Source organism: Rhizobium sp. BK591 (assembly GCF_014195045.1).
Lineage (GTDB): Bacteria > Pseudomonadota > Alphaproteobacteria > Rhizobiales > Rhizobiaceae > Rhizobium > Rhizobium anhuiense.
The window spans coordinates 515,465-535,176 of record NZ_JACIAZ010000005.1 but is presented as its reverse complement, the minus strand read 5'-3'; the positions used below and the strand labels follow the sequence as shown (position 1 = coordinate 535,176).

The 19,712-nt window shown below is 61.6% G+C and carries 20 protein-coding genes; 14 read left to right on the top strand and 6 right to left on the bottom strand.

The features are described 5' to 3' along the window. The first annotated feature begins 366 nt into the window (after positions 1-366). The 4 genes from FHX10_RS24480 (at position 367) to FHX10_RS24465 (ending at position 5,774) form a co-directional block, all read left to right on the top strand. Positions 367-1,314 carry an ornithine cyclodeaminase family protein gene (locus FHX10_RS24480; protein WP_029733126.1) on the top strand — a complete coding sequence of 316 codons (948 nt, stop codon included), beginning with the start codon at positions 367-369 and terminating at the stop codon, positions 1,312-1,314. Beyond that, complete coding sequence (hrpB, locus tag FHX10_RS24475) at positions 1,311-3,776, top strand: ATP-dependent helicase HrpB (RefSeq protein ID WP_029733127.1); 2,466 nt, start codon at positions 1,311-1,313, stop codon at positions 3,774-3,776. The genes FHX10_RS24480 and hrpB overlap by 4 nt, the downstream gene beginning before the upstream one ends. 23 nt (positions 3,777-3,799) lie before the next feature. Continuing rightward, a complete protein-coding gene (locus FHX10_RS24470; RefSeq protein ID WP_029733129.1) occupies positions 3,800-5,128 on the top strand; it encodes an ActS/PrrB/RegB family redox-sensitive histidine kinase in 1,329 nt (442 codons plus the stop codon). A gap of 67 nt (positions 5,129-5,195) precedes the next feature. Next, positions 5,196-5,774 (top strand): ActR/PrrA/RegA family redox response regulator transcription factor, encoded by a 579-nt coding sequence (locus FHX10_RS24465; RefSeq protein ID WP_011649881.1) that lies wholly within the window; start codon positions 5,196-5,198, stop codon positions 5,772-5,774. Positions 5,775-5,786: 12 nt separating this feature from the next. On the opposite strand, the gene FHX10_RS24460 is transcribed toward FHX10_RS24465, so the two are convergent. Beyond that, positions 5,787-6,281 (bottom strand): MmcB family DNA repair protein, encoded by a 495-nt coding sequence (locus FHX10_RS24460; RefSeq protein ID WP_010029986.1) that lies wholly within the window; start codon positions 6,279-6,281, stop codon positions 5,787-5,789. 179 nt (positions 6,282-6,460) lie between these two features. Between FHX10_RS24460 and FHX10_RS24455 the strand changes: the two genes are divergently transcribed. After that, positions 6,461-7,144, top strand: a complete 684-nt coding sequence (locus FHX10_RS24455; RefSeq protein ID WP_029733130.1) for a L,D-transpeptidase — start codon at positions 6,461-6,463, stop codon at positions 7,142-7,144. Between the two features lie 71 nt (positions 7,145-7,215). On the opposite strand, the gene FHX10_RS24450 is transcribed toward FHX10_RS24455, so the two are convergent. From FHX10_RS24450 to hslV, 5 genes are all read right to left on the bottom strand, one after another. Next, positions 7,216-9,387, bottom strand: coding sequence for a malate synthase G (locus FHX10_RS24450; protein ID WP_029868230.1), 2,172 nt, complete (start codon positions 9,385-9,387; stop codon positions 7,216-7,218). An 85-nt stretch (positions 9,388-9,472) separates the two neighbouring features. Then, positions 9,473-10,885, bottom strand: coding sequence for a cytochrome P450 (locus FHX10_RS24445; protein WP_047616000.1), 1,413 nt, complete (start codon positions 10,883-10,885; stop codon positions 9,473-9,475). 47 nt (positions 10,886-10,932) lie between these two features. Further along, a complete protein-coding gene (locus tag FHX10_RS24440; RefSeq protein ID WP_063473906.1) occupies positions 10,933-11,880 on the bottom strand; it encodes a DUF1402 family protein in 948 nt (315 codons plus the stop codon). 188 nt (positions 11,881-12,068) lie between these two features. Then, positions 12,069-13,376: an ATP-dependent protease ATPase subunit HslU gene (gene hslU, locus FHX10_RS24435; RefSeq protein WP_184390401.1), complete on the bottom strand. Its 1,308-nt coding sequence runs from the start codon at positions 13,374-13,376 to the stop codon at positions 12,069-12,071. Positions 13,377-13,496: 120 nt separating this feature from the next. Continuing rightward, complete coding sequence (hslV, locus tag FHX10_RS24430) at positions 13,497-14,024, bottom strand: ATP-dependent protease subunit HslV (RefSeq protein WP_004677140.1); 528 nt, start codon at positions 14,022-14,024, stop codon at positions 13,497-13,499. Positions 14,025-14,260: 236 nt separating this feature from the next. Between hslV and hisB the strand changes: the two genes are divergently transcribed. Genes hisB through coaA form a run of 9 tightly spaced genes read left to right on the top strand, consistent with a single transcriptional unit; the run spans position 14,261 to position 19,694 of the window. Next, positions 14,261-14,869: an imidazoleglycerol-phosphate dehydratase HisB gene (gene hisB, locus FHX10_RS24425; RefSeq protein WP_047616097.1), complete on the top strand. Its 609-nt coding sequence runs from the start codon at positions 14,261-14,263 to the stop codon at positions 14,867-14,869. A gap of 22 nt (positions 14,870-14,891) precedes the next feature. Beyond that, on the top strand, positions 14,892-15,377 hold the full coding sequence (locus tag FHX10_RS24420) for a DUF2628 domain-containing protein (protein ID WP_048338401.1): 486 nt from the start codon (positions 14,892-14,894) through the stop codon (positions 15,375-15,377). Between the two features lie 2 nt (positions 15,378-15,379). Beyond that, positions 15,380-16,030: an imidazole glycerol phosphate synthase subunit HisH gene (hisH, locus tag FHX10_RS24415; protein ID WP_063473905.1), complete on the top strand. Its 651-nt coding sequence runs from the start codon at positions 15,380-15,382 to the stop codon at positions 16,028-16,030. Between the two features lie 52 nt (positions 16,031-16,082). Further along, the gene (locus FHX10_RS24410) at positions 16,083-16,265 is read left to right on the top strand and encodes a hypothetical protein (protein ID WP_063473904.1); all 183 of its coding nucleotides are present in this window, start codon (positions 16,083-16,085) and stop codon (positions 16,263-16,265) included. Next, positions 16,262-16,819, top strand: coding sequence for a hypothetical protein (locus FHX10_RS24405; RefSeq protein ID WP_063473903.1), 558 nt, complete (start codon positions 16,262-16,264; stop codon positions 16,817-16,819). Before FHX10_RS24410 ends, FHX10_RS24405 begins: the two co-directional genes overlap by 4 nt. Positions 16,820-16,825: 6 nt before the next feature. Continuing rightward, a complete protein-coding gene (hisA, locus tag FHX10_RS24400) occupies positions 16,826-17,572 on the top strand; it encodes a 1-(5-phosphoribosyl)-5-[(5-phosphoribosylamino)methylideneamino]imidazole-4-carboxamide isomerase (RefSeq protein ID WP_047615984.1) in 747 nt (248 codons plus the stop codon). After that, positions 17,573-18,361, top strand: a complete 789-nt coding sequence (hisF, locus tag FHX10_RS24395) for an imidazole glycerol phosphate synthase subunit HisF (protein ID WP_047615982.1) — start codon at positions 17,573-17,575, stop codon at positions 18,359-18,361. A 17-nt stretch (positions 18,362-18,378) separates the two neighbouring features. After that, entirely contained in the window at positions 18,379-18,702 is a 324-nt protein-coding gene (locus FHX10_RS24390; RefSeq protein ID WP_017962659.1) for a phosphoribosyl-ATP diphosphatase, read from the top strand. Then, the gene (coaA, locus tag FHX10_RS24385; protein WP_047615979.1) at positions 18,699-19,694 is read left to right on the top strand and encodes a type I pantothenate kinase; all 996 of its coding nucleotides are present in this window, start codon (positions 18,699-18,701) and stop codon (positions 19,692-19,694) included. The genes FHX10_RS24390 and coaA overlap by 4 nt, the downstream gene beginning before the upstream one ends. The last annotated feature ends 18 nt before the right edge of the window (positions 19,695-19,712 follow it).

Sequence of the window (19,712 nt, the reverse complement as noted above, 5' to 3'; positions counted from 1 at the left end):
ATCCGCCAATCCGCTTGAGGTTCTTTAGAACGAAAGACTTCGTCGCCAGCAGCGCCGCCGCCCTCGTTCAGTGAGGGGGCTTATAGAACTAACCCCTTTTCCAAGTCAACACACCTAGCCAAAGTTTTTTGACATTTTTGTAACAGGTTGAAAATGAAGGGCTTTTAGGGGTAGCCTTCAAAAACAAGCAAATCTCCCGCCCGATTGGGTGGTTTTTGAGATTCGTTTTGCCGAATCCTGAAAGAAAGGCTTCGGCCGGGGAGACAAGCCATATATGGGGTGCCCGACGCGGAATTCCAGGGTGCTTGCCTATGACGCGCCTCACTCGCTAGGTTGGCGATGAAGAACGATACGGCGGAGTGAAGAATGCTTGTCCTCGATGAAGAACAAACGCGCGCGGCCCTGCCCTGGCCGGAGCTGATCGAGGCGATCGCCCGGATGTTCCAGAGCGAATGCGTGATGCCGGTGCGCCATCACCATGAAATGGATGTGCCGAATGAGGAGAGCGCGACGCTGCTCCTCATGCCGGCCTGGGTTCCCGGGCGCTATGCCGGGGTGAAGACGGTCTCGGTCTTCCCAGGCAATGTGCGGCGGGGCCTGCCGGCGATCTTCGGAACCTATCTTCTTTCCTCCGGCGCTACCGGCGAGATGCTTGCCGCAATCGACGGCGGCGAACTGACCGCGCGGCGGACGGCGGCGGCATCGGCTCTGGCGGCCCGTCATCTCTCCCGTCCCGACGCGGAGGAGATGCTGGTCTGCGGAACCGGCCGTCTGTCGCTCAACCTGATGTTTGCGCACGGCACGACCCGACCGATCAAGCGCTATCGGGTCTGGGGCCGCAACGGCCAAGCGGCGGAAAAGATCGCCGCCGAAGCACGAGCGCTCGGCCTCGATGCCGAGGCGGTCGCGGATGCGCAAACCGCGGCGCGGACGGCCGATATCATTTCCTGCGCCACGCTTTCCAGCGAGCCGCTGATATCAGGCGAATGGCTGAAGCCCGGCGCCCATCTCGATCTCGTCGGCGCCTTCAAACCGAACATGCGCGAAAGCGACGACGAGGCCATCCGCCGTGCTTCAGTCTATGTCGATACCCGCGCCGGTGCCATCAGCGAGGCGGGCGACATCGTCCAGCCGCTGAAAAGCGGTGTGCTGAAGGAAGGCAACATCAAGGCCGAGCTTGCGGAACTCGTCAGCGGCGCCCATGGCGGACGAAGCCACGACGCTGAGATCACGCTGTTCAAGTCGGTCGGCGCAGCTTTGGAAGATCTCGCCGGGGCGATTCTTGCCTATGAGACCGTGACGGGCCGTAAGTGACAATCAGTGCATCATTGCCGGACCTTCCGGTTTCACATATCCTGCCGGCCGTCGGTACCGCCTTGGCCGAGCGGAGACGCGCCGTTCTTTCCGCACCACCGGGCGCCGGCAAGACGACGCTGGTGCCGCTTTACCTGCTCGACCAGGCCTGGCGCGGTGACGGCAAAATCATCCTGCTGGAGCCGCGACGTCTGGCGGCGCGGGCAGCGGCAAGCCGGATGGCATCGCTGATCGGCGAACAGGTCGGCGGGACGGTCGGCTACCGCATGCGCCTCGACAACAGGATATCGGCAGCGACACGGATCGAGGTGGTGACCGAAGGGGTTTTCGCCCGGATGATCCTCGACGACCCGGAACTGACCGGTGTCTCGACGGTGATCTTCGACGAATTCCATGAGCGTTCGCTGGATGCAGACTTCGGACTCGCTCTGGCGCTCGACGTCCAATCGGCGCTGCGTGAGGATCTGCGCATCCTCGTCATGTCGGCGACCCTCGATGTCGAACGTGTGGCCGCCCTGCTCGACCATCCGCCCGTCATCGAAAGCCTGGGGCGCAGCTTTCCGATCGATATCCGCTACCAGGATCGGCCGGGCGGCGAACGCGTCGAGGATGCCGTCACTCGGGCGATACTCGATGCGCATGCCAACGAGGCCGGATCGATCCTCGCCTTCCTGCCCGGCCAGGCGGAAATCACGCGGACGGTGGAACGCCTGCAGGGACGATTCGGAGCCGAAACGCTGATTGCGCCGCTTTACGGCAATCTCAGCCAGAAGGAGCAGGATGCGGCTATTCGACCGGCATCCCAGGGGACGCGTAAGATCGTGCTTGCGACATCGATCGCCGAAACCTCGATCACCATCGACGGCGTCAGGATCGTTATCGACAGCGGGCTGCAGCGTCTGCCGGTGTTCGAGGCGTCGACCGGGATCACGCGGCTGGAGACGGTGCGCGTATCGCGGGCTTCCGCCGATCAGCGGGCGGGTCGTGCCGGACGAACGGAACCGGGTATCGCCGTCAGGCTGTGGCACCAGGGACAGACGGCGGCACTGCCGGCCTTCACACCGCCGCAGATCCTTTCCAGCGATCTCTCGGGGCTGGTGCTCGACCTCGCGCATTGGGGCGTTCAAGATCCGGCATCCCTTGCCTTCGTCGATCAGCCGCCGGAAACGACGCTGAGGGAAGCGCGGGTTCTGCTCGGCCAGCTCGGCGCGCTCGACAAGGACGGAGCGCTGACGGCGCGCGGCAAGGTGATGCGCGATCTGGCACTGCCACCGCGGCTTGCCGCCATGGTCGTCTCGGCGGGGGAAGCCGGATATGCCCGGGATGCGGCGATGATCGCCGTGCTTCTCACCGAACAGGGGCTTGGCGGAACGAGCGTCGATATCGAGGAACGGCTGCGGCGCTTCAAGGCTGAGCGTGGCGAGAGAGCAGAGGCCTCGCGCCGGCTGGCGGGACGGCTGGCGAGCGGCCTCGACAGCGGTGCGGCAACGGCGCCGGCGCTTGCGGGCCAGCTTTTGTTGCACGCATTCCCGGACCGAATCGCACTTCAGCGCGGCGGACGCGGCCGATTCGTGATGGCGAACGGGCGCGGAGCGGAGCTGCCGGAAACCGAGAGGCTGGCGGGCAGCCAGATGCTGGTGATTGCCGATCTCACCGGACGAGCGGCGCAGGCGCGGGTTCTGGCGGCAGCCGAAGTGACACGCGGCGACATCGAAGCCGAGTTGCCCGGCGAGATCAAATCCGGCGATCAAATATTCTTCGATCGGCAAAGCCGGCAAATACGGGCGCGGCGAGCAACCCGGCTCGGCGCGATTATCTTCGACGAGACGCCCTTGCCGCGCCCCTCCGGTGCAGCCGTCACCCAGGCGCTGGTGGATGGGGTGCGCGAGCTGGGGCTCGATCAACTTGCCTTCTCGAAGGAAGCCATTCAGCTTCGCGAGCGGATCGGCTTCCTCCACAGGACAATCGGCGAACCTTGGCCCGATGTCAGCGATGACGCCCTGCTTTCCCGGCTGGACGACTGGTTCGCACCCTTCCAAATGGAGGCCCGCGGCCTTTCCGAGATTTCCGCAGCCGGGCTTTCGAACGGCCTGATGTCCCTGGTACCGCATGAATTGCAACGCGACCTCAGCCGGCTGGCTCCGACCCATTTCGAAGCGCCGACCGGCCAAAGGCATCCGATCCAATATGAGGGCGAGGAGCCGGTGCTGACGATCCGCGTGCAGGAGCTGTTCGGGCTGAAGCAGCACCCGGCCATTGCCGGCGGCCGCCTGCCGCTGCTGCTCGAACTCACGTCGCCGGCGCACCGGCCGATCCAGACCACGCGCGACCTGCCGGGCTTCTGGGCCGGCTCGTGGAAGGATGTGCGTGCGGATATGCGCGGCCGCTATCCCCGTCATCCCTGGCCGGAGCGGCCGGAAGATGCGTTGCCGACGACACGGGCAAAACCGCGTGGTACATGAGGCCCATTCAAGGAGCCCGCGGCATGATCGACAAGCCTGGCATGATCGACAAGACGGAAGGCTATACGCTGGAAGACCGGCATAATAGCCGCAGGCTGCGCCTGCAGACGCTGGTGCGGCTGCGCTGGCTTGCCGTCGGCGGACAGGCGCTGACGGTGTTCATCGTTGCCTTCTGGCTGAAATTTCCCTTGCCGCTGATTGCCAGCTCTTCGCTGATCGCTGCCCTTGCCTGGGTGAATTTCTACCTGACGATCCGTTATCCGCCGACCCACCGACTGGAAGCGCCGGCCGCCTTCGCTCTGCTCGGCTTCGACCTATTGCAGCTCTGCGCGCTGCTCTTCATCACCGGCGGCCTGGCCAATCCCTTCGCCGCGCTCGTCTGCGTGCCCGTCATCATCTCCTTTGCCTCGCAGCCGATCCGCTACAGCACCGCGCTGATCGGCTTTGCGATGGTCTGCATCACGGTGCTTGCCTTTTCGCCCTTTCCGCTGCCCTGGTTCGACGGGGTCGAGATCAACGTGCACAATGTCATGCAGTTCGGCGTCTGGTGCTCGATCGCCTCGACAATGGCATTCGCCGCCTTCTATGCCTATCGGGTCTCGATGGAAGCGAGCCAGCTTGCCGATGCGCTGGCTGCGACCGAACTGGTGCTGCAGCGAGAAAAGCACCTTTCGCAACTCGATGGGCTGGCGGCCGCCGCCGCCCATGAGCTCGGCACGCCGCTGGCGACGATCAGCGTCGTCGCCAAGGAAATGGAGCGGGAACTCAAGGACGACGATCGTTTCCGCGAGGACGTGATGCTGCTGCGCAGCCAGAGCGAACGCTGCCGCGATATCCTGCGGCGGCTGACCACACTTTCCTCCGAGGGCGAAGCGCATATGCGCCGCCTGCCGCTTTCCTCGATGATCGAGGAGATCGTCGCGCCGCACCGGGAATTCGGCATCAGATTGGAACTCATCGAAAAGAGCCCACGCAAGGGCGAGCCGGTGACCGACCGCAATGCCGGCATCATGTACGGGCTCGGCAACCTGATCGAAAACGCCGTCGATTATGCCCGCGAGAAAGTGACCGTCACCATCGAGCACAATCACGACAAAGTGCTGATCGTCATTGAAGACGATGGGAACGGTTATGCGCCCGATATTCTGACGCGGATCGGCGAGCCCTATGTGACCAAGCGGCAGAAAGAGGATACGGCCGGCGGCCTGGGGCTCGGGCTTTTCATTGCCAAGACGCTGCTGGAGCGCTCGGGCGCGTCGCTGATTTTCGAGAACCGCGATCCGGAAAGTGCGGGCGCGCGTATCCGAATCGAATGGCCACGTATGCTGATCGACGCAAATTCGACAAAATGACTTTGTCGGCATAAACAGGATAGAGCGGCTGACGCAGATCGGGCGTTCAACCGCCGGGACCGAAACGATGACAGAACAGAACCATGACAATTTCGCCGCGTCAGATGAGGATCATATCGGTCCCGACGCCAGCCTGCTGATCGTCGACGACGACGGGCCGTTCCTGCGCCGCCTGGCACGGGCGATGGAGACGCGCGGCTTCCAGGTGGAGACGGCCGAATCAGTGGCGGAGGGTGTTGCCAAATCGAGAGGCAGGCCGCCGAAATATGCGGTGGTCGACCTGCGGCTCGGCGATGGCAATGGGCTCGACGTCATCGAGGCGATCCGCCAGCGGCGTGACGACACCAGGATCATCGTGCTGACCGGCTACGGCAATATCGCAACGGCGGTCACGGCCGTGAAGCTCGGCGCCGTCGATTATCTGGCAAAGCCTGCGGATGCCGACGACGTGTTTTCGGCGCTGACGCAGCGGCCGGGCGAAAAGGCGGAACTTCCCGAGAATCCGATGTCGGCCGACCGGGTGCGCTGGGAGCACATCCAGCGGGTCTATGAAATGTGCGAGCGCAATGTTTCCGAAACGGCGCGCCGGCTCAACATGCACCGGCGCACACTGCAGCGCATCCTTGCCAAGCGCGCGCCAAAATAAGCAGGCGCAGCATCAGACATCGTCCACGGTGAACGGTTTTCCGTTCGCCCATTCGGCCATCATCAGCCTTTGGGCGGCGGCACGCGAGAAATTGAGCGTGACGGATTTGCGCGTGGCCGGCGCCATGCGGTGTTCCGGCGCCTCGCGAATCATATGGGCGCCATAACCATCCGACAGGAACAGACCGCATTCCTCGGGAAATATGTCTAGCGGCACATCCTGGTGAGTCGCAAAGAACAGGCGGTCGCAATGCAGCCTGTATTCCGGCCATTTGCGATCCACCCGGAAATCCTCAATCGATGTCTTGATTTCGATGATCCAGACCTCGCCCTTCTCCGAAAGCGTGATCAGATCGGCGCGGCGGCCGCTGGCGAGCGGCAGTTCGGGCAGCACGGCATGGCGCATTTCATGCAGCAATATCTGCGTTCCCCGCCGCACCATCATGGCCCTGTCCGATTGCCGGCCATCGATTAACGGATTGTTATTGTAAACACTCAAAATCGTCATGGATAACCACCGCAGGGGCTGGCGTGTTGTTGCAAAAAAACCATGCGCTTCTAATTTGCGCCGCAGACGGATTTGTCGCGCTGCAGTAGCCTTGCAAAGCGCAAGTTAATCGAAAATAAACCATAATCAACGATGGTCGAGAGACCGTTCTCCTTGCCCCAAAACTTCAAGAGTCATCCATGCGCATCCGCAATGCATTCCCTGTATTTGGCCTGCTGACAACGCTCGCTCTGGCCGGTTGCTCCACGAGCTCAGACAGCGCGTCCGTCGACGACAAGGGCGCAGGCCCGACAGTACAGACGGCCCAGATCTTCGATGACGCCTACGGCGTGACGAAGGATGCCGGATACTCGCTGCCGGCGATCCCGATCAGCCGGGTCAAGCCGCAGTTCCGCCGCCAGGTCGTCAACTACGAGACCACCGAGCGCCCCGGCACGATCATCGTCAACACGCGCGAGCGCTTCCTCTATTACATCCTGGCCAACGGCAAGGCGATGCGCTACGGCATCGGCGTCGGCAAGCAGGGCTTCGCATGGGCCGGCACCGCCTACGTCGCCTGGAAGCAGGAATGGCCGACCTGGCACCCGCCGAAGGAAATGGCTGTCCGCCGGCCCGACGTCGCCAAATATGTCGAAGACGGCATGGGCCCGGGTCTCAGCAATCCGCTCGGCGCACGCGCCATGTATCTCTTCAACGAGGACGGCAAGGACACGCTCTTCCGCCTGCACGGCACGCCGGAATGGGCTTCGATCGGCACCGCCGCTTCCTCGGGCTGCATTCGCCTGATGAACCAGGATGTTATCGACCTCTACAGCCGCGTTCGTCCCGGCAAGGGCACATCAAAGGTCGTCGTCATTCAGTAAGCTAGATATCGAATTCGGTAAAAAAAGGGCCGCTGGGACTGTCGTTCCGGCGGCCTTTTCGTATCTTCCTATCACGCAGCCTGCTTCGCCTTCAGCTCGAGGCGGCGGCGGTGAAGCACCGGCTCGGTGTAGCCGTTCGGCTGCTCCCTGCCCTTCAGGACGAGATCGAGGGCGGCCTGGAAGGCGATCGAATCGTCGAAATTGCCGGCCATCGGCTGATAGGCCGGATCCGATTCGTTCTGCCGGTCGACAACAGCGGCCATGCGCTTCATCGTCTCGACGATCTGCGCTTCCGTGACGACCTTGTGATGCAGCCAGTTCGCCATGTGCTGAGCCGAGATGCGCAATGTGGCGCGATCCTCCATCAGGCCGACATTGTTGATGTCGGGCACCTTCGAGCAACCGACACCCTGATCGACCCAGCGCACGACGTAGCCGAGGATGCCCTGGGCATTGTTGTCGAGCTCGCGCTGGATTTCCTCCGGGGTCCAGTTCGGCCGCACCGCAACCGGCACGGAGAGAATGTCGGAGAGCTTGGCGCGGGCGCGATCCTTCAATCCTTGCTGAATGCGGGCGACATTGACCCGGTGATAATGGGTGGCATGCAGGGTTGCAGCCGTCGGCGACGGTACCCAGGCGGTGTTGGCGCCGGCCTTCGGATGGGCGATCTTCTGTTCGAGCATCGCCGCCATCAGATCCGGCATCGCCCACATCCCCTTACCGATCTGGGCGTGGCCGGCAAGGCCGCATTCGAGCCCGATGTCGACATTCCAGTTCTCGTAGGCGGAAATCCAGGCCGCCTGGCGCATGTCGCCCTTGCGAATCATCGGGCCGGCTTCCATCGAGGTGTGGATCTCGTCGCCGGTCCGATCGAGGAAGCCGGTATTGATGAAGACGACGCGCTCGCGGGCGGCACGGATGCATTCCTTGAGATTGACGGTCGTCCGGCGCTCCTCATCCATAATGCCCATCTTGATGGTGTTGCGCGCCAAACCAAGCGCATCTTCGACCCTCGAGAAAATCTCGACGGCGAAGGCCACCTCTTCAGGTCCATGCATCTTCGGCTTGACCACATACATGGAGCCGGCGCGGGAATTCTTCTTCCGGCCGGCCGGGCCGATATCGTAAAGCGCGATCAAGCCGGTGATGACGGCATCCATGATGCCCTCGGGCACTTCATTGCCGTCGCGGTCGAGGATCGCCGGGTTGGTCATGAGGTGGCCGACATTGCGCACCAGCATCAGCGAGCGGCGATGCAGCTCGAAGGAGGTTCCGTCCGGACCGGCATATTGCAGATCCGGATTGAGCTTGCGGATGAAGCTGGTTCCGCCCTTTGCCACCTCTTCCTGCAGATCGCCCTCCATCAGGCCGAGCCAGTTGCGATAGACGGTGACCTTGTCCTCGGCATCGACAGCCGCAATCGAATCCTCGCAGTCCATGATCGTCGTGATTGCCGATTCCAGCCAGACATCGGAAATATGCGCCGGATCGACTTTTCCGATCGTCGTCGCCGCATCGATGACGATCTCGATGTGAATGCCGTTGTTCTTCAGGAGAATATGCGTCGGAGCGGCGGCGTCGCCGCGATAGCCGGCAAAATGGCGGGCGTCCGTCAGCGTGGCCTGCTCGCCATCGATCGATCTGACAGCGAGCACTCCATCCTTGACGGCGAAACTCCCGACATCCTTCCAGCGCAAATCCTGCAGCGGCGCTGACGTATCGAGGAAATCGCGCACCCAGGCGATGACCTTCTCGCCGCGCTTCGGATTGTAACCCTTGCCTTTTTCGGCGCCGTCGTTCTCGGCAATGGCGTCCGTGCCGTAGAGCGCATCATAGAGCGAGCCCCAGCGAGCATTGGCGGCGTTCAGGGCATAGCGGGCATTCATGACGGGAACGACGAGCTGCGGTCCGGCAATCGAGGCGATCTCCGGATCGACATTTTGGGTCGAAACCTGGAAGTCCGATCCCTCAGGCAGGAGATAGCCGATTTCGCGGAGGAAGGACTGGTAGTCGTCCATATCCGTCGGCGCGCCATGCCGGCGATACCAGTCATCGATCTTGACCTGTAGCTCGTCGCGTTTTGCCAACAGCGCACGATTCTTCGGAGCGAGATCGTGAACGATCGCCGAAAAATCGGCAAAGAACTTGTCCGCATCGACCGCCAAGCCCGGCAGCACCTCGCTGACGAGGAAATCATGAAGGACGGTTTCGACGGCAAGACCGTTCTTATCAACGCGGCTCATGCGGCATTCTCCCTGGCAACGACTTTGAATGCTGCCACTTTGCCCGGCTTTCATTCACAGTCAATTCCGCAATAATTCGAAAGATTTATGCTTTCGCGGAAATTATGCGCGGGGTTACGCGCATCGGCAATCCATTCTGCGGCTGCGTCGTCAGCTTTTGCACCGGCCAAGGGTTGGTCTGATCGGTGGAATCGAAACGATAGCGATGCATCAGAACGGCAAGGGCGATCACCGCCTCCTGAAGCGCAAAGGTTGCGCCGATGCAGACACGTGGACCGGCGCCGAAAGGCAGGAACTGGAAGCGACCGATGGAGCCGCGATTTTCCGGCAGGAAGCGTTCGGGCATATAGGCGCGCGGCCTATCCCAATGACGTTCGTGGCGATGCAACGTCCAGGGCATGATGAGCACCGTGACACCGGCCTCGATCTCTATCCGCTCGCCCTTGGCGCTTGTCCAGGAATCATCCGATATGGCGGCTCGATTGATGGATGGCGCCGGCGGATAGAGGCGCAAAGTTTCCTCAAAGGCGGCGCGCGTCTGCGGCATTAGATCCAGCCATTCCACAGGTTCGGCCCCGGTGGCGAGCACCGCGTCGATTTCTGCTTCCATCGCCTCGCGGATATGCGGGCTGTTCGATACGCAATACAGCGTCCACGCCAAAGCCCGGGCTGTCGTCTCATGGCCGGCGCCGATGAAAGTCAGAATATTGTCTTCGATCTCCTCCTTCGTCAGCCCCTCGGGGCCGGTCTGCTCCAAGAGCAGGGTCAGGAAATCTTCGGGCACAGCGCTGCGGTCAGCCTTCATCTTTGCGAGCCGCATATCCATCGTGTTGCGCACGATAGCGCGGAATTTCTCCAGCACTTTCTGGCCGCCGATGCGTGTCACACGTGGAACCCAGGACGGAGCGCGCATCAGATCCATCGGATCGACGCGGCCCATGCGATGCAGGAGTTCGTTGACGTCATCGGCGAAATGGCCGCTCGAGGTGACGATTTCACCGGAGAACAATGTATCAGCGAGAATCGCGAAGGTCAGCTCGGTCATGTCGGTGCTGATATCGAAAATTGTGCCTGCCTCGCCTGCGCTTTCATATTTGCAGGCATAGTCCTCGGATTGGCGTAACATCTGCCCGGCGAAGCCTTGGGCATGGCGGGGGGTGAAAACAGGCGCAACCGCCTTGCGCGATCTTTTCCAGACGGGACCTTCGGCGGTCAGAAGTCCGTCGCGGAGGATCGGACGCAGGACGAGCTGGCGCACATCCGACATGCGGTAATTATTGGCATTGTCGACCAGCACATGTTTGATGAGGCCGGGATCGTTGACGATCAGCGTCCTCTGGCCGAAGAAATTGGTGCGGATCCAGGGCAGCGTGTAGGACGGTTCGCCCCAGAGTTCGAGCGGATTGCGCAGGATAATGCGGATGATTTCCAGCCGGCTCGGCGGCACGGTACGCGGCAAGGGTGCTGGCGGAACGAAGGGGTCAGGACGCATGTCCATCGGAAAAGCCTTTCGGGGAAGATCTACGCTTCCCGTCAGGCTTGAAGCTAGAGCAGGCCCTTGAGTTCGTCCAGCTTGTCGTTGATCAGCCAGCCGTAATAATTCTCCTCCGGCCAGGCGGTCGTGCCGGCGCCACGGTTTTTCGCAGCAAGGGCTGCGGCGCGCTGGCGCGAATTGCCGACATTATAAAGCGTCGCGGTCAGGCCGGGATTGCCCGAAATATCCATGCCGGCAATCTCCTTGTAATCGTCGATCGACCTACGGATCGAGGCCGCGACGAAGGCGAGCGAGATATCTGGATCCATGATGGCCTTGTAGACGGCGCCGGCATTCTTCTCGTTCAGCTTCGGATAACCCGACACGCGGGAGACGAGATCGGAGAGCATCAGCGCCGTCAGCGGATTGACCTGGCCGAGGCCGAAGGTCTGACCGGCATAGAAGGGCTGGAAAAACACCGCGCTGAAGCGGTTGTTGGGGAAGCTCTTGCCGCCCACCGACTTGCCGCGGAAATCGCTTTCCCAGACATCTTCGCGGCAGGACCAAAGCGTATAGGAATCACTCTTGCCATTGCATTCGGCAAATTGCGGCCGCGCCACGAATTCATCGACGCTTTCGCCGTCATAGGCGAAGCGGAAGCTTTCCCCGGCATAGGAGGCGGCCTTGACATAATAGGCCTGCAGCCGGTCGTAGGCGTCGACATTGTAGGTGTGCTCGCCGACGATCGCGCCGACGACATGGATGGGATTGATGCCGTAAGCGCTGGAGACCTTGCGAATCTTGCCCATCAGCTCGCGATCGGTCGCCAGCAGCTCATGGACCTTTTCATATTTCAGGTCGAAGCTGCTCTTGGTGCCCTTGGTGCGCCTGACCGAGGCGCCGGGAATATCGGGCTGCTCGGCGTGCCGATTGCCGGCCGGCACCGTCTGCATGGCGAAGGCGGGCGCCGAATTCACTAGGGCAACGGCAATCAAAAGGCTTGTCAAAAGGCGTCGCACGATCCGCTATCCCGTCCGTTCATCGTCCTGTTTGCGATGCGGCTGACTGGACCAGAATCTTGGCCGAATAAAGCCGGAGCGGAAAACAAAACGGGCCTTCACTAAAAAGTAAAGGGCCCGCTGTCGAGAGTCGAGTTCGTCACAATCCGGTATTCACATCGGTAAAGACATGAACCGGTGCGCCGATATCACAGAATGAAGCGCGAGAGATCGGTATTCTGCGCGAGATCACCGACATGTTCGCGGACGTAGGCGGCATCGATCGTCACGGCCGTCCCGCCCCGATCCGGCGCGTTGTAGGAAATATCGTTCAGGACCCGCTCCATTACCGTCTGCAGGCGGCGGGCACCGATATTCTCGACGGAGGAGTTCAAGTGCACGGCGACATCGGCAAGCGCGTCGATCGCGTCGTCGGTGAATTCGAGGCTCAGGCTTTCCGTTTCCATCAGCGCGCGGTACTGGCGGATGAGGCTCGCTTCGGTCTCTGTCAGGATCCGGCGGAAATCATCCTTGTTCAGCGGACGCAATTCGACACGGATCGGCAGGCGGCCCTGTAATTCCGGCAGGAGATCCGAGGGCTTGGAGACATGGAAGGCGCCGGAGGCAATGAAGAGGATATGGTCGGTCTTGACGGGCCCGTATTTGGTCGAGACGGTCGTGCCTTCGACGAGCGGCAGGAGGTCGCGCTGGACGCCTTCGCGCGAAACGCCGGCGCCCATGCCGCCGTCGCGGGCGGCGATCTTGTCGATTTCGTCGAGGAAGACGATACCGTCATTCTCGGTGGAGCGAACGGCCTCGCGCTGGATCACCTCGTTGTCGATCAGCTTGTCGGATTCGTCGCGGATCAGATCGCTGTAGGAGGCCTTGACCGTCGTGCGGACTTTCTTGGTGCGGCCGCCCATCGCCTTGCCGAACATTTCCGACAGGTTCAAAACGCCGATATTGGCGCCGGGCATGCCGGGAATTTCGAAGCCGCCCATGCCGGAACCGGCATCGGCCACCTCGATATCGATTTCCTTGTCGTCGAGCTCGCCGTCCCTGAGCTTCTTGCGGAAGTTTTCGCGGGTGGCGGGCGACGCTGTCGTGCCGACCAGCGCATCGAGAACACGCTCCTCGGCGCTCACATGCGCCTTGGCCTGCACCTCGGCCCGCTTCTTCTCGCGCACCAGACCGATGCCGACCTCGACCAGATCGCGGATGATCTGCTCGACATCGCGGCCGACATAGCCGACTTCGGTGAATTTGGTGGCTTCCACCTTGATGAAGGGTGCGCCGGCGAGTTTTGCCAGGCGGCGCGAGATCTCGGTCTTGCCGACACCGGTCGGGCCGATCATCAGGATGTTCTTCGGCATGACTTCGTCGCGCAGGCTCGGGTCGAGCTGCTGGCGGCGCCAGCGGTTGCGCAGCGCAATCGCGACGGCGCGTTTGGCGTCATGCTGGCCGATGATGTAACGGTCGAGTTCGGAAACGATCTCGCGGGGGGAAAAAGTCGTCATTGGGTGTCATTCTCCTGGCGGTCCGGGGCCTTCAGCAGCACCCGGCCGTAATTCGTCGTTGTTTCGCCAAGTCCTCGAAGGCCTGTCTGGTCTAGGCCAAGCGCCTAGAAGGCATGCGGTTCAGCCTTCGACATCCAAGGATTCCACCACGATGTTGTGGTTTGTATAGACGCAGATGTCGGCAGCGATATCGAGGGCGCGGCGAGCGATCTCTTCAGCCGATTTGTCAGTATCCATGAGAGCGCGGGCAGCCGCGAAAGCAAAATTGCCGCCGGAACCGATCGCCGTCGTGCCATGCTCAGGCTCCAGGACATCACCGTTGCCGGTGATCGCCAGCGTGATCGACTTGTCGGCGACGAGCATCATGGCTTCAAGATTACGCAGGTATTTGTCGGTGCGCCAGTCCTTGGCGAGTTCGACGGCAGCACGCATCAGCTGGCCGGGATATTGCTCGAGCTTCTTTTCAAGCCTTTCGAGCAGGGTGAAGGCATCGGCTGTGGCGCCGGCGAAACCGGCAATCACCTCGCCTTTGCCGATGCGGCGCACCTTCCGGGCATTGCCCTTCATGACGGTCTGGCCGAGGCTCACCTGGCCGTCGCCTGCCATCACCACCTTGCCGCCTTTTCGAACTGTAATGATTGTTGTCATAAAACACCTGTCTGCCCATGACACGGGCGTTACGCCATTCGTTGATTTCGATCCGGATTCCGACTTTAGGTCAGTCAGGCCTAAAGTCATCCGGGCCAGGCCGTTACCAGCCGTGTTGAGCCCTATGTAAGTGGGCCGGAGCCGATTGCAAATGGGCCGGCTTTTCTCGTCCCCGGCTTCTGGATATTTCCCGATGCGCCTGATAAGGAACGGCCTTATTCCCGATGGAGGGCCATATGGCCGAGACCGTAACAAGCCGCACGGGCAGCGTTTCCCGCAAGACCAACGAAACCTCGATTTCCGTTTCCGTCAATCTCGACGGCACCGGCAAATCGTCGATTTCGACAGGCGTCGGCTTCTTCGACCATATGCTCGACCAGCTTTCGCGACACTCCCTCATCGACATGGAGATCGAAGCCAAGGGCGACCTGCATATCGACGACCACCACACGGTCGAGGATACGGGCATCGCCATCGGCCAGGCGATCTCAAAGGCGCTCGGCGACCGGCGCGGCATCACCCGTTACGCTTCGATCGATCTCGCCATGGACGAGACGATGACCAAGGCCGCGGTCGATCTGTCCGGCCGGCCGTTCCTCGTCTGGAACGTCGCCTTCAGCGCGCCGAAAATCGGCACGTTCGACACCGAGCTCGTTCGCGAATTCTTCCAGGCGCTCGCCCAAAATGCCGGCATCACCTTGCATATTCTCAACCATTATGGCGCCAACAACCACCATATTGCCGAGACATGCTTCAAGGCCGTTGCCCGCGCATTGCGCACGGCGACAGAGATCGATCCGAGACAGGCGGGCCGCGTCCCTTCGACCAAGGGCACGCTCGTCTGAGCCCCTCAAGGGAGCGGCGACAATGACATCCAGCTATATTTTCCTGACACCGCCTGGCGGCTCGAGCGCCACGGTCAACGAGACGCGAACCATCCGTGACGGCTTCACGCTGCTCGGCTTCCTGTTTCCATGGGCTTGGCTGCTGGCGCATCGGCTGTGGCTGCATGCGGCCGCAGCCTTTCTGCTGCAGGGGATTGGCGGGGCGCTGATGGACGAACCGGGCCTCGGGCCGGCGGGAGCGGCAATCATGCTTGGCGTGAATATGCTGGTCGGTCTCGAGGGCCAGAACTTCCGTATTCGCAGCCTTGCCGCCAAGGGCTGGAACGAAGACGCGCTCATTGCAGCCGATACGATCGGCATTGCCGAGCAGGTCTATTTCGCAGACAGGACGGGCGTCGCGGCGAGTGACGACACCGCGGCACCGGACTGGGACAACAAGGCCCGTTCGAACAGCCCGCACGGCCAAGCCACATCGCTTGGTCTCTTTGGTTTTGATGGAGGACGCTGACGATGCGCGTCGCGATTATCGACTACGGCTCCGGCAATCTGCGCTCGGCGACCAAGGCTTTCGAGCGAGCGGCCCGTGAGGCGGGTATCGATGCGCATATCAATCTCACCGACAAGGCGGAGGATGTTGCCGAGGCCGATCGCATCGTGCTTCCCGGCGTCGGCGCCTATGCCGATTGCCGGCGCGGCCTCGATGCCGTGCCTGGGATGGCCGAGGTGCTGATCGAGGCTGTCGAGAAGAAGGCACGGCCGTTCCTCGGCATTTGCGTCGGCATGCAGCTCATGTCCTCGCGCGGCCTCGAGAAGACCGTGACGCATGGTTTTAACTGGATTCCCGGTGACGTCATCGAAATGACTCCTGACGATCCTACGCTCAAGATCCCGCAGATCGGCTGGAACACGCTCGACCTGAAACGCGAACATCCGCTCTTCGACGGCATTCCCACCGGCTCGCAGGGGCTGCACGCCTATTTCGTGCATTCCTACCATCTTGCCGCCGAAAACGCTGAGGATGTCATCGCGACCGTCGACTATGGCGGCCCGATGACCGCTTTGGTCGGGCGCGACAACATGGTCGGGGCGCAGTTTCACCCGGAAAAGAGCCAGAAGCTCGGCCTGGCGCTGATCGCCAATTTCCTGCGCTGGAACCCGTAATACCGCCGCCTTATTTCCCCTTTATGGAAACGGCGGAACAGGAGTGCGCTCGATGCCGACTTCGCGGAAATCAGGCAAGGTGTTCTACACGCTGAGACCCTCCAGGGAAGGCCTGCCGCCCTTCTCGGATATTCGGCTTCCCGACGGAACGATCATTCGTCGTGTCGACGAAACCATCCATAAGAAAGCGCTCTCCAATGCGGCCAAGGTGTTGAAAGAAAGGCTGGACCGATGATCCATGAATTTCTTGCCGGCAACGAGAATTCGCTGCTGCGCGCCAACGGCGTCAACGCCGGCGACGTCACTGAAGCGGTGCTGGAATTCTATATCGAGGGCGAGGATGACCTGATCGGCCTGCTTGCCTATGCACTCTATGAGCGGCAGAAGCGCGATTTCGTCCTCAGCCATCGCAAGCGCAACGCCGGCCGTTCGCCCAACGAGGCCGAGCTTGCCGCCGTCAGCAGCAACTATCTCTCCACCGACCTGCGCAACACGCTGCGCGATCGCGCCTCGCAGATCCTGTCGAGTTATGCCGAGACCTATGTCGAGGCGATGGAGGCTGAAATCCGGCTCACCGCCGTCAACAGCGAAGCACTGCACCGGGTGCGCGAAATCGAGAAATCGATGAAGAGGCGCCTCGGCTTCTGGCGCCAGGTCCGGGCCGGCTTTGCCGTCATCCTGCTCCTTCTTTTGCTTTTCGGCGCGGCCACCATTGCCGCTGTCTTTTTCCGCTCGGATATCGTAGATGCGTGGAATGCGCTGATGGTACCGACCACTCTACGGACGTAAGACGACATGATCCTTTTTCCCGCGATCGACCTGAAGGGCGGCCAATGCGTCCGCCTGAAGCTCGGCGACATGCAACAGGCGACGGTCTACAACACCGATCCGGCCGCCCAGGCGAGATCCTTCGAAGACCAGGGTTTCGAATGGCTGCATGTGGTCGATCTCGACGGCGCTTTCGCGGGACATTCGGCTAATGGCGATGCCGTCGAGGCGATCCTGAAGGCAACTGACAATCCGGTGCAGCTCGGCGGCGGCATCCGCACACTCGATCATATCGAGGCCTGGCTGTCGCGCGGGCTGCGGCGCGTCATTCTTGGCACCGTCGCGGTCAGAAATCCGGCTTTGGTCATCGAAGCCTGCCGGAAATTTCCTGGTCATGTCGCCGTCGGCATCGACGCCAAGGGCGGCAAAGTGGCCGTCGAGGGTTGGGCGGAGGCCTCCGAACTCGGCATCGTCGAGCTCGCCAGGAAATTCGAGGGCGCCGGCGTTAGCGCGATCATCTATACCGATATCGACCGCGACGGCATCCTGACCGGTATCAACTGGAGCTCGACGCTGGAGCTTGCCGATGCCGTCTCCATTCCCGTCATCGCCTCGGGCGGCCTTGCCTCGCTCGACGATGTCAGACGCATGCTGGAACCCGATGCACGCAAGCTGGAAGGGGCGATCTCGGGCCGTGCCCTTTATGACGGCCGTATCGATCCCAAGGAAGCGCTGGCGCTGATCAAAGCGGCCCGGGCGAAGGAGACCGCGTAAATGACCCTCAAGGCCCGTGTCATCCCCTGCCTCGACGTCAAGGACGGCCGCGTCGTCAAGGGTGTCAACTTCCTCAACCTCGTCGATGCCGGCGATCCCGTCGAAGCGGCGAAGGCCTATGATGCGGCCGGCGCCGACGAACTCTGCTTCCTCGACATCACCGCCTCCTCGGACAATCGCGAGACGATCTTCGATGTCGTGTCGCGCACGGCCGACCAATGCTTCATGCCGCTGACGGTCGGTGGCGGCGTGCGTGCTATCGCCGATATCCGCAAGCTTTTGCTGTGCGGCGCCGACAAGGTGTCGATCAATTCGGCAGCCGTCAGCAATCCCGACTTCGTCGCTGAAGCCGCCGACAAGTTCGGCGACCAGTGCATCGTCGTTTCGATCGACGCCAAGCGCCGGCGCACGCAGGCGGTCGGCGGCGACAATCTCAGCGCCTGGGAAATCTATACGCATGGCGGCCGCAACGCGACCGGCATCGATGCCGTCGAATTCGCCCAGAAGATGGTGGCGCGCGGCGCCGGCGAGTTGCTGGTCACCTCGATGGATCGCGACGGCACCAAGGTCGGCTACGATCTGGAACTGACGCGGGCGATCGCCGATGCGGTGCGTGTGCCGGTGATCGCGTCGGGCGGAGTCGGCGATCTCGACGATCTGGTCGCCGGGGTGAAGGAGGGCCATGCCAATGCCGTGCTCGCCGCGTCGATCTTCCATTTCGGCACCTATTCCGTCAGCGAGGCGAAGCACTATATGTCGAAGTGCGGCATCGACATGCGTCTCGACTGAACCTTGAAAGCGGACCTATGAGCGGATTTTCCCTTTCCGATCTCGAAAGCATTGTCGCAGAGCGGTCGAAAGCCTCGCCGGAGCAATCCTGGACAGCCAAGCTCGTGGCCGCCGGCCAGCCGAAAGCGGCAAAGAAGCTCGGCGAAGAAGCGATCGAAGCCGTGATGGCGGCGGTGACCGGCGACCGCGACAATCTGACCTATGAGGCCGCCGATGTGCTCTATCACCTATTGGTCGTATTGAAGATTGCTGAAATACCGTTAGAGAATGTCATGGCCGAACTCGAGCGCAGAACCGCGCAGTCCGGCCTCAAGGAAAAGGCCAGCCGGCAGAGTTCATGAGTATCGCGACTGAGATTATCGGGGTGCCGGAAACGTTGGATCACTTCCAGTCGGAATCCTATTCGCCCTACCACTTCTTCTCTTCCGAACAATGGGCGAAATTCCGCGCCGACACGCCGTTGACGCTGACTGGCGACGAGGTCAAACGGCTGCGTTCGATGGGCGATCCGATCGATCTCGACGAGGTCCGGCGCATCTATCTGTCACTGTCGCGGTTGCTTTCGGCGCATGTCGAATCCTCGCAGATGCTATTTGAACAGCGCAACCGCTTCCTCAGCCTGTCCGATGTGACGAAGACGCCCTTCGTCATCGGCATCGCCGGCTCGGTCGCGGTGGGCAAATCAACCACGGCCCGTATCCTCAAGGAGCTTCTGGGGCGCTGGCCTTCCAGCCCGAAGGTCGATCTCGTCACCACCGACGGCTTCCTCCATCCGAACGCCGTGCTGCAGCGGGAAAAGCTGATGCAGCGCAAGGGCTTTCCGGAAAGCTACGACACAGCGGCGATCCTGCGCTTCCTCTCGGCAATCAAGGCGGGGCAGCCGGATGTGAAGGCGCCCAGCTATTCGCACCTCGTCTACGACGTGCTGCCGGACGAATACAAGATCGTCGACCGGCCCGACATCCTGATCTTCGAGGGCATCAACGTGCTGCAATCGCGCGATCTGCCTGCCGGCGGCAAGATCGTACCGATGGTCTCCGACTTCTTCGACTTCTCGATCTATATTGATGCCGCGGAAGATCAGATCCACAATTGGTATGTGACGCGCTTCATGCGGCTGCGCGAGACGGCCTTCCGCGATCCGAATTCCTATTTCCATCGCTACGCCTCGATCAGCGACGCGGAAGCGCTTAATATCGCCGAGGATCTCTGGGCGAATATCAACCTGAAGAACCTGCGCCAGAACATTCTGCCGACGCGTCCGCGCGCCGATCTCATCCTGAAAAAGGGCAAGGATCATCTGATCGAACAGGTCGCGCTGCGAAAACTATAGCAGACGATTCTATTCCGA

Bases quoted from the DNA above. Each gene is read 5' to 3' on its own strand.
- FHX10_RS24480 (WP_029733126.1), top strand. From the start codon at position 367: ATGCTTGTCCTCGATGAAGAACAAACGCGCGCGGCCCTGCCCTGGCCG.
- FHX10_RS24470 (WP_029733129.1), top strand. From the start codon at position 3,800: ATGATCGACAAGCCTGGCATGATCGACAAGACGGAAGGCTATACGCTG.
- FHX10_RS24465 (WP_011649881.1), top strand. From the start codon at position 5,196: ATGACAGAACAGAACCATGACAATTTCGCCGCGTCAGATGAGGATCAT.
- FHX10_RS24460 (WP_010029986.1), bottom strand. From the start codon at position 6,281: ATGACGATTTTGAGTGTTTACAATAACAATCCGTTAATCGATGGCCGG.
- FHX10_RS24455 (WP_029733130.1), top strand. From the start codon at position 6,461: ATGCGCATCCGCAATGCATTCCCTGTATTTGGCCTGCTGACAACGCTC.
- FHX10_RS24450 (WP_029868230.1), bottom strand. From the start codon at position 9,387: ATGAGCCGCGTTGATAAGAACGGTCTTGCCGTCGAAACCGTCCTTCAT.
- FHX10_RS24445 (WP_047616000.1), bottom strand. From the start codon at position 10,885: ATGGACATGCGTCCTGACCCCTTCGTTCCGCCAGCACCCTTGCCGCGT.
- hslU (WP_184390401.1), bottom strand. From the start codon at position 13,376: ATGACGACTTTTTCCCCCCGCGAGATCGTTTCCGAACTCGACCGTTAC.
- hslV (WP_004677140.1), bottom strand. From the start codon at position 14,024: ATGACAACAATCATTACAGTTCGAAAAGGCGGCAAGGTGGTGATGGCA.
- hisB (WP_047616097.1), top strand. From the start codon at position 14,261: ATGGCCGAGACCGTAACAAGCCGCACGGGCAGCGTTTCCCGCAAGACC.
- FHX10_RS24420 (WP_048338401.1), top strand. From the start codon at position 14,892: ATGACATCCAGCTATATTTTCCTGACACCGCCTGGCGGCTCGAGCGCC.
- hisH (WP_063473905.1), top strand. From the start codon at position 15,380: ATGCGCGTCGCGATTATCGACTACGGCTCCGGCAATCTGCGCTCGGCG.
- FHX10_RS24410 (WP_063473904.1), top strand. From the start codon at position 16,083: ATGCCGACTTCGCGGAAATCAGGCAAGGTGTTCTACACGCTGAGACCC.
- FHX10_RS24405 (WP_063473903.1), top strand. From the start codon at position 16,262: ATGATCCATGAATTTCTTGCCGGCAACGAGAATTCGCTGCTGCGCGCC.
- hisA (WP_047615984.1), top strand. From the start codon at position 16,826: ATGATCCTTTTTCCCGCGATCGACCTGAAGGGCGGCCAATGCGTCCGC.
- hisF (WP_047615982.1), top strand. From the start codon at position 17,573: ATGACCCTCAAGGCCCGTGTCATCCCCTGCCTCGACGTCAAGGACGGC.
- FHX10_RS24390 (WP_017962659.1), top strand. From the start codon at position 18,379: ATGAGCGGATTTTCCCTTTCCGATCTCGAAAGCATTGTCGCAGAGCGG.
- coaA (WP_047615979.1), top strand. From the start codon at position 18,699: ATGAGTATCGCGACTGAGATTATCGGGGTGCCGGAAACGTTGGATCAC.